We start from the raw sequence: 15458 nt of genomic DNA on the forward strand, positions 1-15458 counted from the left end.
TTATGTATCCTTCCGAATTTCCCCGACAACATGGCCCAATTCCGGAAGTATTAGTTTATTCATCGCAAGGCGAACCGCCCCAGATGAACCAGGAGTCGAAAAGATCGCTTTATTAAATGCCACTCCAGCAATCGCCCTTGATAGGATGGCTGCCGATCCGATATCTTCTTGATAGCTCAACATACGGAAAAGCTCACCAAAACCGGGTATCTCTTTAGTCATCAATTCTTTTACCGCTTCAATCGTGACATCCCTGTTGGCGATGCCTGTACCGCCATTGGTTAGGATGGCATCGACTTGATTGCTTTTTCCGCCGGCCGTAATCGCCTCTTGGATTGCACCACGTTCGTCCTTCACGATTTCATATTCTGTCACTACATGGCCCTGTGATTTTAGGAGGTCCATCATCAAGGATCCGCTTTTATCCGTTTCTTCGTTTCGCGTATCACTGACCGTGATCACCTTGCATCGAATCGGCTCCGTAGTGGCCTTTTTATGTTCCTTGACACTCATTCTTCATCGGCCTTCTTTCCCTGTAAATAACGATACTGATAGAATTTCTGGGCGAATTCACTGACATCTTTCGTCATTTGGTAATTAGCCCCGGCGCCAATGGCCATACTGATAAGCGGAACGCCGCCCAATAGTTTTTTCCTGAAAACCGTGATGGATACAGCTTTTAATAATTGCTTTAATGGCTGTTCCATCCACTTTGGATTCGTCAGCTCCTCTATTCCCATATACCAATATTCATCTTCCGCAGTCTGAATTTCCCGGACCAATTCTACCCAAGCCACTCCTTGGAGCCGCTTAGGCATCGCCCCTGCATTGAATACCTTTAAGGCCATCATCATTTCAAAGGGTGTATTCCCTTCAAAACCATAAGACATCGCTATCAGCTGTACGGTTCGAACATTAATGACGGTCATGGCCGGGATATCACTTCCCAGTAGGAGCAACCCTCCACGTCCGCTTATTCCTCCCTGCACAAAAGAATATAAACGATGCTTCGCAATATGCTGGTTGGCTATGTAGTTCAACTGGTCGATTGTTAAAAGGTGTATATCCTTAATCTCCTCAATCTCATCATTGAATACGCGTGCCGAGGCCAAAATGCGGTCTCTTGCGTCTATTTGAATGGATGAGCTCTGTACCATCGCATGCAAGTGAAATAACCAAGTATCAAGCTTTTCAAAAAATTGTTGTTGAACATCTTCAGGCAACCGTGAAAAACTTTGCTCTAGCCATTTATCATATAATGATGCCAGGTCTGTCGGATTATATTGGTTCAGTTTATCTTGCCATTCACTAATTTCATTCCAAGTTTTCATGTCCCGCTTTGTGAATTCCATGCAACAAGCCTCCTTTATAAAGAATTGGTGGATTCTCCCTTTAAGTATACCATACGGCACAGCTTTTCAAGAATATGAAGCAGCATACAACCTAACCGAAAATCAACATCTAAACAGAACTCCGGGCAAATCCGCACGTAAAAAAGCCTCCATTCCCTTGATGGGCATGGAGGCTTTTTTCTTCTAGGAAAGCATATCTTCTAAACTTTCATTCATTGTGATATTCATCGTATCTCTGACAATCATGACTTCTTCATTCGTAGGAATGACCATGATTTTCACCGGGGAAAATGGGGAATTGATGAAGGCTTCCTCACCAGAGGTACGATTCAGGTCTTCATCCCAATAAACTCCCATGAATTCAAGTCCATCCAAGATCCTCCCCCGGATGTCCTGGCTATTTTCACCAATGCCGGCCGTAAAGATGATTCCATCCACGCCGCCCATTTTTGCTGTATAAGAACCTATGTATTTATGAATGCGGCCAGCAAATACTTCTAGCGCAAGCTCAGCCCGCTCATTTCCTTTATCGGCTTCCAATTGGATATCGCGTAAGTCGCTGGAGAAGCCAGACAGTGCAAGGATCCCACTTTTCTTATTCAAGACATCCAGTACTTCATCTGCCGTTGTCCCCGTTTTCTCCATGATGTAAGGAATCAAAGCTGGATCGATATTCCCTGAACGTGTACCCATCGTCACGCCGGCCAATGGAGTGAATCCCATCGACGTGTCAATCGACTTTCCTCCCTCGATGGCCGTGATGCTAGCGCCATTTCCCAAATGACAGGATATCAACCGTAACTGTTCTATCGGTCTTCCTATCATTTCCGCTGCACGTTGGGAAACATATTTATGTGATGTACCATGGAATCCATATTTCCTGATACCGTATTTCTCATAGTACTCAAATGGCAAGCTATACATATACGAACTGGGTTCCATGGTTTGATGGAAGGCCGTATCAAAGACAGCAACCGCCGGCACTTCACCCAATATTTGCTTAAACGCCTTGATGCCCGTTATATTGGCAGGATTATGAAGGGGAGCTAAATCCGAAAGCTTCTCGATTTCTTCTATAACTTCCTCTGTGATTAAGACGGAGTCGCTAAACACTTCACCACCATGCACAACTCGATGGCCCATGCCATCTATTTCTTCGAAAGAGTGTATGATTTGGTGGTGAATCAGTTTTTCTAGTAAAAGCCCGACAGCCACTTCATGATTTGGGATGTGTAACGTTTCAGAAATCTTCTCGCCTTCAACACTCAAGGTGAATGTGGAGTTTTTCAAACCGATCCTTTCCACAAGACCTTTCGTAATAACATGTTCACTAGGCATCTCAAAAAGCTGAAACTTCAAAGAAGAGCTGCCTGCGTTTATAGCCATAATTTTAGACATCCATCCTGCTCCTTTACTCTAAGCTAGTCTACAAACGTGCAGTATATAATGTATATATCTTATCATGGCAAATGGATTCCACCAATAAAAAATTTAATAATTTAAAAAACTCTTTATCTTCTAAAAACAAAAGCCGATGCCTTTTGGCATCAGCTTTTGTTTTTATTTTTCTTCCTTAAACCAATCGTCCATCTGGTTCATGACCGACCTAGTCGCATCAAAGTCAGATAGCTTCGGAAGTTGTACCAACAAGGCTTTCTTAGGAGCCTCGACGCCATCCTTTTTCTTTTGAAGGATTAAAATGCTCTTGGCAGCCGCTTCGTTTTTAAACATGGTAAGCGGAAGCTGCACCATTCCTTGAATGTGAGTATTTTTTTTCAAATAGTCATTGAGTTTAGGTGCTTCTTCCGAGACAAATAAATTATTCGGGACAATGAAGAATAGATATCCTCCATCTTTCACATGTTTGACACTTTGCTCTATGAATAGATGATGTGCATAGGAATGGCCGTTTTCTGCCTTCAGTTCGTATTCCGCTGCACGGACATCATTCGGGTAATACCCAATCGGCAAGTCACTGACTACCACATCCGCTGGGTCAATGAAAAGCGGCTCTAGGCTGTCCTGATTGAAAAATGATAAGGGATGCTCTTGAAGATTAGCCCCGGCATATGCAAGCCTGATCAAGGTTTCGTCGATTTCCACACCAAATGACGCCATGTTTTTATCGGTCAACTGGTTCATGATCGCAAAGAGTAGGTTTCCTGTCCCAACAGCTGGATCGAGCATGACGATCTCTTTTTGATCCTTCGTGAATTTGCCGACTAAGTAACTGACAAAAATCCCGACGGCATCCGGTGTCATGTGATGGTTAGGTTGTACGCTTTGTTGCATGCCTTTAAGGATGGCCAGCTGGTATGCTTTACGGATGGCTTCCTTTTCATACTTTTCCAATGAAAATTCAGCATAATGCTTCATCAAACTTTTCTTTGATTCTTCACTGATTTCTTCCTGCATCACTTTCCCTTGGAAAAAATTCTCTCCGGTCTCGCCTAAGGCATCGAGATACGTGCACGACAGTTCATCTTGCAATATTTTGGTTGTTTCATCAAATTCATAAAATAGTTCTTCAACTGGGGTAGACTTCACTTATTTATTCCTCCTGTTTGCTTCTGTCCTTATTTTAAAGGTAAGGAGTAAGACTTACAAGTCGTAAGCCCCGTTTATCATTCATCAGTTATTTGACAGAATGTTTCCTTATTGGAGCCATTCGGTACATGCTATCCTATCATTGGGTTGAAGCAATGTCCGTCAGTGAACTCACAGGTAGGCGTTTCTTTGGGGAATGAGGAAAAGGTCTGGTTTTGAGGGGTTCTATCTTTATTCATCATAAGGAAATCTTCCTGTTTTTAGGATGTTCGACCCAATAGAAAAACCAGGCACATCAGCGCCTGGTTCAGTGAGCTCAGTCCTTACTTTGCTGCTTTAGCTGCCTCAATGGCACCTTCATAGTTTGGATGAGTCGTACCTTCACTTACATATTCAACATAAGTGATTTCATCGTTACTGTTCACGACGAATACGGAACGTGCCAGTAAACGAAGTTCCTTCATCACAACACCGTAAGCTTCCCCAAAAGAAAGGTCGCGGTGATCGGAAAGGACTTGGACATTGTCGAGTCCGCTTGCAGCACACCAGCGTTTTTGTGCGAATGGAAGGTCATTGCTGATCGTCAATACTTTCACATTATCCAATTTGGCAGCCTCTTCATTGAATTTGCGTGTCTGTGCATCGCAAACGCCTGTATCAACGGACGGAACGACACTGATAATGCGGACTGTGCCTTTTGAGTCGTTTAATGTAACCGGTGTTAAATCATTAGCCAATACTGTAAAATCAGGTGCTTTATCCCCAACTTTAAGTTCTGGTCCCACTAAAGTGACCGGGTTGTTTTTAAAAGTAACTGAAGCCATTAAAAATTCCTCCTTTATATGCTTTATGTACAAGCTTTATGATATTTGTTTTATCGTAATTTTGCAATTAATTGGATTTTAGAATTTTACATCAAAAAGAAAAACTCGGCGGACGCCGAGTCGCATTAGAAATCCAAATCCTGTTTAGGTTGTTGATTGTTCATGTTCATTGAATTCCTTTGACCGCTATCTTGCCTTGATTGATTATTATCTTTTTTAGCTAGCATCGATTGGATCTTATCAACGACCTGCGGTGCTAAATCCATCATTTTTTCTAAAAGATGCGTACCTTCATCTAAATGAATCATCTTCACGCCATGTGTACCAACAATAAGGAAAGCTATAGGCGTAATGGATACTCCACCACCACTACCCCCACCAAATGGTTGCTTTGAATCGCCCTGTTGACCTTGATGGTTACCATCGATCACAAATTCACTGCCTCCAGCGGCAAATCCGAAGCCCACTTTGGAAACCGTTAAAATGACACTTCCATCGGGGGTTTCCACTGGGTCTCCGATGATCGTGTTAACATCGACCATCTCTTTCAAGTTCTCCATGGCTTCTTTCATTAAACCTTGTATTGGGTGATCAGACATCTAAATTCCTCCACTCTACATCGATTGATTATTGGAATCTCCAGTTAGCTTCGCTAATTTCTTAGACTTGAATTTCACTTTACCGCCTTTCCAGTAGCGAAGCAGTTTTATCCCAGTCAGTATAGCTTGCCCGACTCTGAATTCTAATATGCAAGCAATGGACGTATTGGCCTGTTTTCGATAAAAATCCGGTGTAATCGTATAGGAAGGCATGACCCGAAAATTCAGATAGGTGGTCAATAAACCAATGATCGATCCTTTAAGGGCCCAACAGTTACCTGTTAATATCCCTGTTTGGGCAGCATGTTTCGTCCCTATCATACTATGCCATGCAAACTCTTTCACTTGGACTTTCCCGAGGAAGTGCCGAATGATCCGATGCAAATCAACTATATGGTGGATCAAGGCCCGCATATCGCTTAAACCATTCATGAACTCTTCCGGTGTAAGCTTGGCCGTCGACTTCTTTTCCGTATCATTCATCGTGTCCGTTTCTTTCTCCACGATGAGAGCCGTCGATTCATCGTCTTTCTTTATGACTGGCACCTTCAATGTGTAATGCAATAAGCCATGCCAAGCCGTCATTTTCATATGGATAAGATCATCTTTTTGAATACGCTTATAGGTAAAATGCACCCTGACTTTAGTGAAAATGAGAAGAAGCAACACCGCTATGAGGATAGCCAATATCATTACAATCCATTTCACACATCCACACCCTTTCAGCCATTCATTATCGGCCTCGTCAAAAAAAAATAAACCTATTGGACCTAAAATGGCAGTCCGACAGGTTTATTTATTAAAAAGGGCATCATCTTCTAATTAAAACGACGCTCGTGTCCGCAAAGATATCATGCAAAGCCTGTTTCTTGGGTAATAGGCCTGCCAAAAGGTAGCCGACCCAGGTAACTTTGGAAATATAACGTCCAAACAATTCCCTGAATAATACCGTACCCCAGGTAATCGTCTCTTCCTTCAAGGCCACTACCTTCAAACCAAAAATCATCTTGCCTAATGTCTGATTGAAGAATTTGGTCATCAGGATGAAATAAAGGAAAAAGACAATGGCCGTCAATAAGGCCTCAGCAGAAAACCAAAGGTTATCTGACTCATTATAAAACTTAAAGATGGGGTGAATCAAGATGCGATTCAAACTGCCAATCACAAACAAGTCCGCTAAATAGGCCCAAAATCTCATCCAAAAACCGGCAAAACACACGACTTTCACATCGCCATCATCCTCTAGAGGTTGGACTGGCAAAAGCTCTGGCTGTATGGGTCCCTGCTCCGATGCTAGATTGGATGGTACGATTCTTTCATTGCTATCATTTTGTTCCGTCATTCTTCAGCCCCCCTATTCCGCATACAAATACATCAAGCGTGGGGAATTTGAAGAGGAAAGGATTTTTGTCAACACGGCCGTTTCCACATCATTTCCCAATATTTTTTGCGCTCCCATACTGAACAATGAACCGAATCCGGCTTCACCTGTATAACGAATGACTTGCGCATTTTTTTGACCGATATCGTTTTTCATGGCAGCAATCACATCATCCAAATGGCCGAAGTCATCAATTAAATGAACTTCTTTCGCCTGACGTCCATCATAGATCCGCCCATCCGCAATCTTCCTTACTTCTTTTTCGGACATGCCACGTCCATTGGCAATGATCTTGACGAATTGATCATAAGAATTATCGATCATATTTTGGAGGATTTTCCGTTCATCATTGGTCATTTCCCTCGTCGGACTCATAATGTCTTTGTATGTACCGCTTTTGATCGTTTCAAATTCGACACCATATTTCTCGGCTAATTTCTCGTAATTGTACCCCTGCATGATGACACCAAGTGAACCTGTCATGGTTTCGGGGCTGGCAAAGATTTTATCGGCTGGTGCAGAAATATAATACCCACCGGATGCCGCCATGGAACCCATGGACACATATACGGGCTTTTTCACCTTTTTAATATCAAGGATTTTGTCGTAGATTTCAGCGCTTTCCACAACCCCGCCGCCTGGTGAATTCACTCGAAGGATAATTCCTTTGATATTGTCATTCTCTTCCGCCATTTGCAGCTTGTCCATGAAATCCCGGTGATTGTAGGTTTCCGAACTTAACAGGGAAGCTTCCCCTGTATCCTGAATCGTTCCTTCTACATCCAATACCGCGATGACATTGGTTGGATCTTCGCCTTCTATGACTTCTTCGTAAAATCCGCTATCGGACGCAAAAAAATCTTCGAAAACACTTTCTGTATCGGTTGCAAATAAAGTGGTGGCTAGACCTACGCCAATAGAAACAAAAAATAAAACGGCTGCGATACCCAGAGCAGCCCAACGCTTCCCATTCATATGTGTTCCCCCTTAAATTTCTATCACTCTTATCTTACGAACTGTAAACAAAAAAGTTTCAATCCATGATAAAATGAGACCATCTTAAAATTGTAGCAAATAATCCTCAAATTGGAAATGGCAAGGCATCTTGTTCTATCAACTTTTTCCTTGATTTTATTGAGTAGGCCCTAACAAGACTATACATATTTAATGGGGGAATCATGATGACCAATCGCCGGAATATTTATTTTTTTCATGTACAGAACGAGCAGATGATAAAGAACGTCAAGAGATTGACGGAGTTGGCGCAACAATATTCATTTGAAGTCGTCAAGGATTATAGAAAGGCCAACATCATCGTTAGCATCGGTGATGACGGCACCTTTCTACAAGCCGTCCGGAAAACCGGGTTTCGGGATGACTGTTTATATGCAGGCGTTTCTACCACAGGCAACTTGAACATGTATTGTGATTTTTACATGGAAGACGTAAACAGAATGATCGTTGCCATGACGAACGAACAAATCGAGGTCCGTAAATATCCTGTTATCGATATCCAGCTCGATGACCAACCCTTTTTCTATGCCTTGAACGAGCTCAGCATCCGCACATCCGTCATCAAAACCTTTATCATGGACATTTTCATTGATCACATCCATTTTGAAACACTGCGCGGAGATGGAATCATCATCGCGACCCCGACGGGCAGCACCGCCTATAATAAGTCCGTGAATGGAGCAGTAGTCGATCCGCTTCTACCATGCTTCCAGGTCAGTGAACTCGCTTCGATCAACAATAATACCTACCGGACCTTAGGCTCGTCCTTCATCCTGAGCGGCGACCGAACGCTGACCGTCCACCTTGGGCAAAACGGGCCAAGCTACCCGATCATTGGCTTGGACAACGAGGCCCTGAGTATTCGCAATATAGAGAAAATCAAGATCCGCTTAAGCAAGAAAGTCATGAAAACGGTCAAATTAAAGGATAATTCCTATTGGGAAAAAGTAAAACGCACCTTTTTATAAAACGCCTAGATTTGCAGGTTTGGAGGATGTTTCTTCCAAGCCTTTTTTATGATTGCACTCCTGTTAAGGATAAAGTCCGGAAAAGAGTCTAGTCGTCTAACACTTTCATGCAAGTACTCATATAATTATCATGTATATGCAAACACCCCTTACATTAACTTCACCAAAAGGCGGATATCATCATGATAAAAATCAATCACAAACCGATCGACGCTAGCCAGCTGCTAGCCGGTATAACAAACAAGAACCTATCAACCATTATTCAGCTGATGGCCATATATCCTACCGTTTTTGAGTTTGACACATTGGAAGATTTTCGTTTCGACTTAAAAATACGTATGAAGGCCATTCAGGCTTCCGTATTGTTAGAGGAAAGTGGGGCCGAATTTACGATCCTCGAAGATTCCCTATGCAATCCACAAGTTTGGCAACTCACGAAAGACCGGGCTTTTGAACTCTGGCCGAATATCCCTCCACACATGGCATTGAATGACATATTCATAAACGGCAGACTATACTCTTTCGAATGCGGAACAGCCATATTGGTCGTATTTTATAAAGCGATACTGGATTCAATCGGACCTAAGAATTTCGATCGTATTTTTCCTGATCTGTTTCTTTACAACTGGCACTATCATCATCATCTTTCCATCCTTGTCCATGAGGGGATGGATTATTTACCTGGTGACTGCTTATACTTCAAAAATCCGGACTTTGCTCCGAACACCCCGGAATGGCAAGGGGAAAATGCAATCATGTTAGGCCAGAACCTCTTCTTTGCGCATGGTATCGGAGTCACCGATCAACAAGAAATCATTACCGAATTGAATAGTAACAGAATTTGGGGATCCATGATCTCCGCCTACCTGACAACACATATTATCCAAATCGACAGTTCCGCTTATCGGCCCTACTCCATAAAAAGTGAACGTGACGATACGGATTCACTCGATAATATGATCGTTGGCGAGATAGGTTCCAACACCTATTTAACCTAAAAAGCGCCTGGAGGGAATCATCCCTCCAAGCGCTTTTTTAGGCACCTATATTTCTTTTTCCTTTAAATCTACCAGCACCCACTTTTCCCCATTTCGTAATGGAAAGTGTATAAACGACCAATGCGGACCAGATGAAGATAAAGGCCAAGAAGTGTGCTTTTGTAAAGCTTTCATGATATACGAACACCCCTAGGAGCAAAGTCAAGGTTGGGGCAATGTACTGCAGGATGCCAAGCATGGACAAAGGCACCTTCTCTGCACCTTTCGCAAAGTACAGTAAGGGTAGTGCCGTTACGATTCCCCCACCCATCAACATCAGGCTCGTTCCGCTGGATGCGAAAAATTGCGAATCCGAATGGAGCATCAAATATATCCAGTAACCCAACGCAAGTGGCGTCACCATCATCGTTTCAAGCGTCAGTCCCACGGCTGATTCGGCCTTGATCATCTTTTTCGCCAAGCCATAGAGTCCAAACGTGATGGCCAGGATGAGCGATACCCATGGAATCGTTCCAAAGTGGATACCAAGGATCAAGACACCAATTCCAGCGAGGATGAATGAAACGACCTGCGATCGGCTTAGTTTTTCTTTCAAGACGATGACTCCCAACAAAACGCTGACAAGCGGATTGATATAATAACCAAGGCTCGTGTCGAGGATTCGTTCTGAGTTAACAGCCCATATGAACACTCCCCAGTTAGCTGAGACCAATAGCGAGGCCGTCAATAATGCGGCAAATAATTTGGGGTTGCCTAGGATTTCTTTAACATAATCGACAAAAGCCCGCCATTTTTTCATGAATGCCAATAAAACCACCATGAAGACGAAGGACCATAATACCCGCTGAGCTAAAATTTCCGCTGCCCCAACGCCCTGAAGAAATTTCCAATATATCGGGACAATGCCCCACATCATATAAGAAACGGCTGCATAAATCGCCCCTTCTTTTTGTTCGCTTACTTTCATAACCTTTCCTTCTTTCCCTTTGCATCATTCCATAGTCACGCTCAAATTTGCTCTAATGGAACGATTTTTTCTGTACCTTCATTTCTTTGATGACTTACCCCTTACCCTTTTCCCCTTCCGATTCGATTGTCTTCCTTAAACGACAAGGACCACCTACTTAGAAAGCAAACATTGTCCTTTCAGGTCGATTTCCCCGGAAATATTGCAGACATCATTTTTCCATAAGAAGCCTGCCTCTCCCTAACTTGCCGATCTTCTTTAGCACGTAAGTTTCCCATAATATGCAGTAAGTGTATCACCTCATTTGATTTAATCCCACATTTTTGCTTCACTAAAAAAACGCCAGCACAATGGCTGACGTTCGAGTTTCCTCCTACTTTTCCAGGAGTCTTTCTTCCATTTTACGTAAGTCGACCCGCTTGATCTTACCGGACGTCGTTTTAGGAAGTTCCTTTAAAAATTCTATTTTTCTAGGGTATTTATAAGGAGCCGTCATGTCTTTCACATGTTGCTGAAGCGTCTTTATTAAATCTGGACGATGAGGGTCTACACTATCAATCAAGACAATGTATGCTTTAACAACACTCCCCCGCACTTCATCCGGACTTGCTACGACTGCACATTCTTTCACGAAGGGATGCTTAATGAGCGCATCTTCGACTTCAAAGGGCCCGATTGTATACCCCGAACTGATGATGATATCATCGGAACGGCCTTCAAACCAGAAATAACCTTCTTCATCTTTCTTAGCCTGATCCCCTGTTACATAATAGTCACCGCGAAATTGTCTCGCCGTGCGTTCCGGATCCTTAAAATACTCTTTGAAGAGGGCAGGCGTATCCACATGCACCGCGATATCCCCTACCACGCCAGGAAGACATGGCTTTCCGGCATCATCGATGATCTCGACATGATTTCCTGGAGTCGGTTTGCCCATTGAGCCCATTTTAATTTCCATGCCTTTTATCACACCGACCAAAAGCGTATTTTCCGTTTGGCCATATCCGTCACGCACTTCGATGTTAAAATGATTCTTAAACACTTCAAACACCTTTTGATTTAACGGTTCCCCGGCCGATACAGCGCTATGGAGAGCAGATAAGTCATAATCATCGAGATTATCCACTTTCGCCATCAGACGGTATTCTGTAGGCGTACAACAAAGGGCATTCACTTTGTAATCCTGCAGCAACTGCAAATACTTCTTCGGTTCAAATCTCCCATGATATGCAAGCCCAGTTGCACCGGTCCCCAGGACTGCCAGGAACGGACTCCAAATCCACTTCTGCCACCCGGGTCCAGCGGTTGCCCAGACGACATCTCCCTCGCTAATTCCCAACCAGTTTGCCGCCGATGTCTTTAAATGGGCATAAGCCCAACCATGTGTATGTACAACTCCCTTAGGATTTCCTGTCGTACCTGAAGTATAGGATAAGAAGGCCATATCCTCACTTTTCGTATCAGCCAAAGCAAGCTGTTCGGACTCATCTTCAGCTAATCCATTCAAATCATGCCACCCATCCACTTGTTGTCCTATCGAGAATTTCAAGAGATTTTCTGTTTCTTTAATTTCATTGAATTCATGGGTGTATTCATGATAACTGACAATGCCCTTTACATCACCGTGATTGATCCGATATTTTAAATCTTTTGCACGGAGCATCTCGGAGCAAGGAATGACAACCACCCCGATTTTAAGGGCGGCTAAATATACTTGATACGCTTCAACTAAACGAGGGATGATGATCAGAACCGTATCCCCTTTTTCCAGTCCCATTTTTATAAAGACATTACCGAATTTATTTGCGTTTTTTAATAAGTTCTCATATGTAAGTTGTTTTCTGTGCCCGGTTTCGTTTTCCCAAAGTACTGCCACTTTTTCCGGATTTGATGCAAAACGTTCCATTTCACTCACTAAGTTGTAATGTTCCGGAGCCAATAATTCTTCACGCTTCATTCTCTTCTCCTCCATTCATGAACTCTTAGTACCTACTCATTATACAAGATACTTCCCCATTTTAATATCTTAACGATGTTTTTTTCTGAAATAAAATAAAGAGAGCGGGGGAACCCCCGCTCTCTGCAGCCATATTTATTCAATTATCTTATCGTCTGAATCCGCCGCCTAATTGTTGTTCAGCCATTTGAACTAGACGCTTTGTAATTTCTCCACCCACTGATCCGTTAGCGCGAGAAGTTGTATCTGCACCAAGTTGCACACCGAATTCTGAAGCGATTTCGTATTTCATTTGTTCTAGAGCTTGTTCTACTCCAGGTACCAATAAGTCGTTTGAGCTGTTGTTGTTTGCCATGTGTTTTTCACCTCCTTGTGATTATAGAGTGTGTTAAAACACATGGCTTCATTCCTACTTATTTATTGGTAATTGTAGGGTTTTAAAAGAGGTCTTCCAGCGCTTCATTATCGTCGAAAACCTGTCCAGGTTGGACCGTCACAATCTCTGTGTCGGACACCGCTTTTTCAATCAATGTTTCGAAGTCCACGAAGCTTTCATAATAATTGACTTTTTCGCGTTTCGGCTTTGTCTTCGGACTTGCCGGTGTGAAGACCGTACAGCAATCCTCGAATGGAAGATTCGAAATTTCAAATGTATCCAGCTCTCTAGCCATTTTGATGATTTCCGTTTTATCCATTGTGATTAACGGACGAAGAATGGGCGTATTCGTCACTTCATTGATGGCATACATACTGCTCATCGTCTGACTTGCTACCTGTCCAAGGCTTTCACCCGTGATCAGTGCCATTGCATCTTCTTTCTCACGAATTTTGTCCGCAACACGCATCATTAAGCGGCGTGTTGTCGTCATGGAGTAGTTCTCCGGGATCTGTTTCTGGATCAGTAACTGGATTTCCGTGAATGGTACGATATGGACCTTCATGCTGCCACTAATTTCAGCAAGCTTCCCTGCGAGGTCTATCACCTTTTGGCGGGAACGTTCACTTGTGAAAGGAGGACTGTAAAAGTGGATCGCTTCCACATCCAATCCACGTTTCATTGATAGGAATCCGGCAACAGGACTGTCGATTCCACCTGAGAGCATCAACATTGCTTTACCACTTGAACCAAATGGCAGACCGCCGGCTCCTGGAATGATTTCACCTGTTAAATACACTGCTTCCCGTCGCACTTCCACAAGTAAATTCAGATCTGGGTTTTTTACATCCACTTTTAAATCTTCGGTATTACGAAGCAAATGACCGCCTAGCGCCCGATTTATTTCATCCGTATTGTATGGAAAATCCTTATCGGACCGTTTTGTCGTAATTTTAAATGTAGCGACTTCCCCAAGTGTGTTGTTCAAATAATACAAAGCCGCATTTTTCATCACTTCCAGGTCCCGTTCGATTTTAACCGCGGGGCTCAAGGACTGAATGCCAAAAATCCCTTTCAATCGTTCTATGACCGGCTTGTGATCGACCCCATTTAACAGGACATACATCCGTTCCCGATTCGAAGTCAACTGCACGCCCTCGATATCCTTTAAACTCCAGCGGACATGTGCCTTCATCTTGTCCACGAAGCCTTTGCGGTTTCTTTTCTTCGTCGAGATTTCGCCGTAGCGGATAATTATATGATCAAATTTCATTTCGCAACCCTCATTATTTTTTCTAAATTAGCGACTATTTTCTGGATCGCTGCCAGGACTTTCTCTGCTTCTTCCAATTGATTACTATAAGTGGTGCTGATCCGAATCACGCTCTCGGAACGGACGGAGTCATGAAACATCGCTTCCACCGTTTTGCTTGACGTCCTTTTTTTAGAAGAACAGGCACTTGTAGTCGAGACAACTATTCCCTCAGCTTCAAGAGCATGAAGCAATACTTCCGACTTAAGACCGGGCACGGAAAAATTCAGGATATGAAGAACCCCATTTAATGGGCTGTTTACCAAGACTCCATCCATTTTCATAAGGCCCTCGTATAAATAATCCCGGATTTGTTGCATCTTATCATGATACAGCTGTTGATTGTTCATACTAATGCGAAAAGCTTTGGAAAGGGCGACAATGCCGGCCACATTTTCTGTGCCACTTCTTATTTTCGTCTCTTGATTGCCTCCATGGAACAAGGATTGAATACGGACACCATCGCGGATATAAAGGATGCCAGTTCCCTTCAACCCATGAACTTTATGGCCAGAAATGGAACAGAGGTCTATATTACTTTCCCTTATTGGCAAATCAACCTTACCGGCTCCCTGTACATGGTCAACATGGAAAAGCACTTTTGGGTAACGTTTCAGCAAGCTACCGATCTCCGCAATGGGCTGAATGGAACCCACTTCGTTATTCACATGCATGATCGATACTAAAATCGTATCTTCCCGTAATGCTAGTTCAAGGTCGGAGAGTGAAATTCGACCTTGCTCATCGACAGGCAAGTAGGTCAATTCAAATCCCTGTTCCTCCAAAGAGTGGCATGCATCACCGACGGATGGATGTTCAATGGCCGTCGTGATGATATGTTTTCCCCGGTTAGCGTACGCCTGTGCCACCCCTTTGATCGCCAGGTTATTCGATTCCGTCCCACCGGACGTGAAATAAATTTCCGAGCTTTTCACCTTTAGCAATTCAGCCATCTGCTTTCTAGCTGCAGACAATAATTTTTCGGCCTGCACTCCAAGCCCATGAAGGGAAGATGGGTTACCGAAATAATCAGTAGACACCTTTATGAATGACTCAATCACTTCTGGATATGGTTTTGTTGTTGCACTATTATCAAAATAAATCATGGTTTCACCTTCCATGTTCTTGTATCTATGATGTAAATCGTCTTTAGTCCGTTTCAT

16 protein-coding genes are annotated in these 15458 nt (G+C 43.2%); 2 read left to right on the forward strand and 14 right to left on the reverse strand.

The genetic code is table 11. The annotated features are described in order from the left end of the window. The 9 genes from ACIQXU_RS02890 to sppA form a co-directional block, all read right to left on the reverse strand. Window positions 1-513: a MogA/MoaB family molybdenum cofactor biosynthesis protein gene (locus ACIQXU_RS02890; protein WP_402874324.1), complete on the reverse strand. Its 513-nt coding sequence runs from the start codon at window positions 511-513 to the stop codon at window positions 1-3. Continuing rightward, window positions 510-1352: an EcsC family protein gene (locus ACIQXU_RS02895; protein WP_402986605.1), complete on the reverse strand. Its 843-nt coding sequence runs from the start codon at window positions 1350-1352 to the stop codon at window positions 510-512. Before ACIQXU_RS02895 ends, ACIQXU_RS02890 begins: the two co-directional genes overlap by 4 nt. Window positions 1353-1535: 183 nt before the next feature. Further along, on the reverse strand, window positions 1536-2750 hold the full coding sequence (locus ACIQXU_RS02900) for an acetate kinase (RefSeq protein ID WP_402874320.1): 1215 nt from the start codon (window positions 2748-2750) through the stop codon (window positions 1536-1538). Between the two features lie 162 nt (window positions 2751-2912). Beyond that, entirely contained in the window at window positions 2913-3899 is a 987-nt protein-coding gene (locus ACIQXU_RS02905; RefSeq protein ID WP_402874318.1) for a class I SAM-dependent methyltransferase, read from the reverse strand. Window positions 3900-4222: 323 nt separating this feature from the next. After that, on the reverse strand, window positions 4223-4723 hold the full coding sequence (tpx, locus tag ACIQXU_RS02910; protein ID WP_402957736.1) for a thiol peroxidase: 501 nt from the start codon (window positions 4721-4723) through the stop codon (window positions 4223-4225). Window positions 4724-4848: 125 nt separating this feature from the next. Next, entirely contained in the window at window positions 4849-5322 is a 474-nt protein-coding gene (gene ytfJ, locus ACIQXU_RS02915) for a GerW family sporulation protein (RefSeq protein WP_402874312.1), read from the reverse strand. Between the two features lie 15 nt (window positions 5323-5337). Continuing rightward, window positions 5338-6030, reverse strand: a complete 693-nt coding sequence (locus tag ACIQXU_RS02920; protein WP_402986607.1) for a DUF2953 domain-containing protein — start codon at window positions 6028-6030, stop codon at window positions 5338-5340. Between the two features lie 103 nt (window positions 6031-6133). Next, a complete protein-coding gene (locus tag ACIQXU_RS02925; RefSeq protein WP_402874962.1) occupies window positions 6134-6664 on the reverse strand; it encodes an RDD family protein in 531 nt (176 codons plus the stop codon). Window positions 6665-6676: 12 nt separating this feature from the next. After that, the gene (sppA, locus tag ACIQXU_RS02930; RefSeq protein WP_402874960.1) at window positions 6677-7678 is read right to left on the reverse strand and encodes a signal peptide peptidase SppA; all 1002 of its coding nucleotides are present in this window, start codon (window positions 7676-7678) and stop codon (window positions 6677-6679) included. Window positions 7679-7881: 203 nt separating this feature from the next. Between sppA and ACIQXU_RS02935 the strand changes: the two genes are divergently transcribed. Both ACIQXU_RS02935 and ACIQXU_RS02940 read left to right on the forward strand, forming a co-directional pair. Continuing rightward, window positions 7882-8685 (forward strand): NAD kinase, encoded by an 804-nt coding sequence (locus tag ACIQXU_RS02935; RefSeq protein WP_402874957.1) that lies wholly within the window; start codon window positions 7882-7884, stop codon window positions 8683-8685. 182 nt (window positions 8686-8867) lie between these two features. Then, window positions 8868-9683 carry a protein-glutamine gamma-glutamyltransferase gene (locus tag ACIQXU_RS02940; RefSeq protein ID WP_402986610.1) on the forward strand — a complete coding sequence of 272 codons (816 nt, stop codon included), beginning with the start codon at window positions 8868-8870 and terminating at the stop codon, window positions 9681-9683. A 37-nt stretch (window positions 9684-9720) separates the two neighbouring features. Here the strand turns inward: ACIQXU_RS02940 and rarD are convergent, their stop codons facing one another. The 5 genes from rarD to ACIQXU_RS02965 form a co-directional block, all read right to left on the reverse strand. Continuing rightward, window positions 9721-10650 (reverse strand): EamA family transporter RarD, encoded by a 930-nt coding sequence (gene rarD, locus ACIQXU_RS02945; RefSeq protein WP_402986612.1) that lies wholly within the window; start codon window positions 10648-10650, stop codon window positions 9721-9723. A 373-nt stretch (window positions 10651-11023) separates the two neighbouring features. Continuing rightward, the gene (gene mbcS / locus ACIQXU_RS02950; protein ID WP_402986614.1) at window positions 11024-12607 is read right to left on the reverse strand and encodes an acyl-CoA synthetase MbcS; all 1584 of its coding nucleotides are present in this window, start codon (window positions 12605-12607) and stop codon (window positions 11024-11026) included. Between the two features lie 148 nt (window positions 12608-12755). Beyond that, entirely contained in the window at window positions 12756-12962 is a 207-nt protein-coding gene (locus ACIQXU_RS02955) for an alpha/beta-type small acid-soluble spore protein (RefSeq protein WP_402874945.1), read from the reverse strand. An 82-nt stretch (window positions 12963-13044) separates the two neighbouring features. Further along, window positions 13045-14256 (reverse strand): tRNA uracil 4-sulfurtransferase ThiI, encoded by a 1212-nt coding sequence (thiI, locus tag ACIQXU_RS02960; protein ID WP_402874942.1) that lies wholly within the window; start codon window positions 14254-14256, stop codon window positions 13045-13047. Next, window positions 14253-15401 (reverse strand): cysteine desulfurase family protein, encoded by a 1149-nt coding sequence (locus ACIQXU_RS02965; RefSeq protein WP_402986616.1) that lies wholly within the window; start codon window positions 15399-15401, stop codon window positions 14253-14255. Before ACIQXU_RS02965 ends, thiI begins: the two co-directional genes overlap by 4 nt. Window positions 15402-15458: the final 57 nt, after the last annotated feature.

Origin of the sequence: Peribacillus sp. NPDC097284 (genome assembly GCF_044761765.1) — a bacterium.
GTDB lineage: Bacteria > Bacillota > Bacilli > Bacillales > DSM-1321 > Peribacillus.

Excerpts from the sequence above, each read along its gene's own strand:
- ACIQXU_RS02890 (WP_402874324.1), bottom strand. The coding sequence starts at position 513 with ATGAGTGTCAAGGAACATAAAAAGGCCACTACGGAGCCGATTCGATGC.
- ACIQXU_RS02895 (WP_402986605.1), bottom strand. The coding sequence starts at position 1,352 with ATGGAATTCACAAAGCGGGACATGAAAACTTGGAATGAAATTAGTGAA.
- ACIQXU_RS02900 (WP_402874320.1), bottom strand. The coding sequence starts at position 2,750 with ATGTCTAAAATTATGGCTATAAACGCAGGCAGCTCTTCTTTGAAGTTT.
- tpx (WP_402957736.1), bottom strand. The coding sequence starts at position 4,723 with ATGGCTTCAGTTACTTTTAAAAACAACCCGGTCACTTTAGTGGGACCA.
- ytfJ (WP_402874312.1), bottom strand. The coding sequence starts at position 5,322 with ATGTCTGATCACCCAATACAAGGTTTAATGAAAGAAGCCATGGAGAAC.
- ACIQXU_RS02925 (WP_402874962.1), bottom strand. The coding sequence starts at position 6,664 with ATGACGGAACAAAATGATAGCAATGAAAGAATCGTACCATCCAATCTA.
- sppA (WP_402874960.1), bottom strand. The coding sequence starts at position 7,678 with ATGAATGGGAAGCGTTGGGCTGCTCTGGGTATCGCAGCCGTTTTATTT.
- ACIQXU_RS02935 (WP_402874957.1), top strand. The coding sequence starts at position 7,882 with ATGATGACCAATCGCCGGAATATTTATTTTTTTCATGTACAGAACGAG.
- ACIQXU_RS02940 (WP_402986610.1), top strand. The coding sequence starts at position 8,868 with ATGATAAAAATCAATCACAAACCGATCGACGCTAGCCAGCTGCTAGCC.
- rarD (WP_402986612.1), bottom strand. The coding sequence starts at position 10,650 with ATGAAAGTAAGCGAACAAAAAGAAGGGGCGATTTATGCAGCCGTTTCT.
- mbcS (WP_402986614.1), bottom strand. The coding sequence starts at position 12,607 with ATGAAGCGTGAAGAATTATTGGCTCCGGAACATTACAACTTAGTGAGT.
- ACIQXU_RS02955 (WP_402874945.1), bottom strand. The coding sequence starts at position 12,962 with ATGGCAAACAACAACAGCTCAAACGACTTATTGGTACCTGGAGTAGAA.
- thiI (WP_402874942.1), bottom strand. The coding sequence starts at position 14,256 with ATGAAATTTGATCATATAATTATCCGCTACGGCGAAATCTCGACGAAG.
- ACIQXU_RS02965 (WP_402986616.1), bottom strand. The coding sequence starts at position 15,401 with ATGATTTATTTTGATAATAGTGCAACAACAAAACCATATCCAGAAGTG.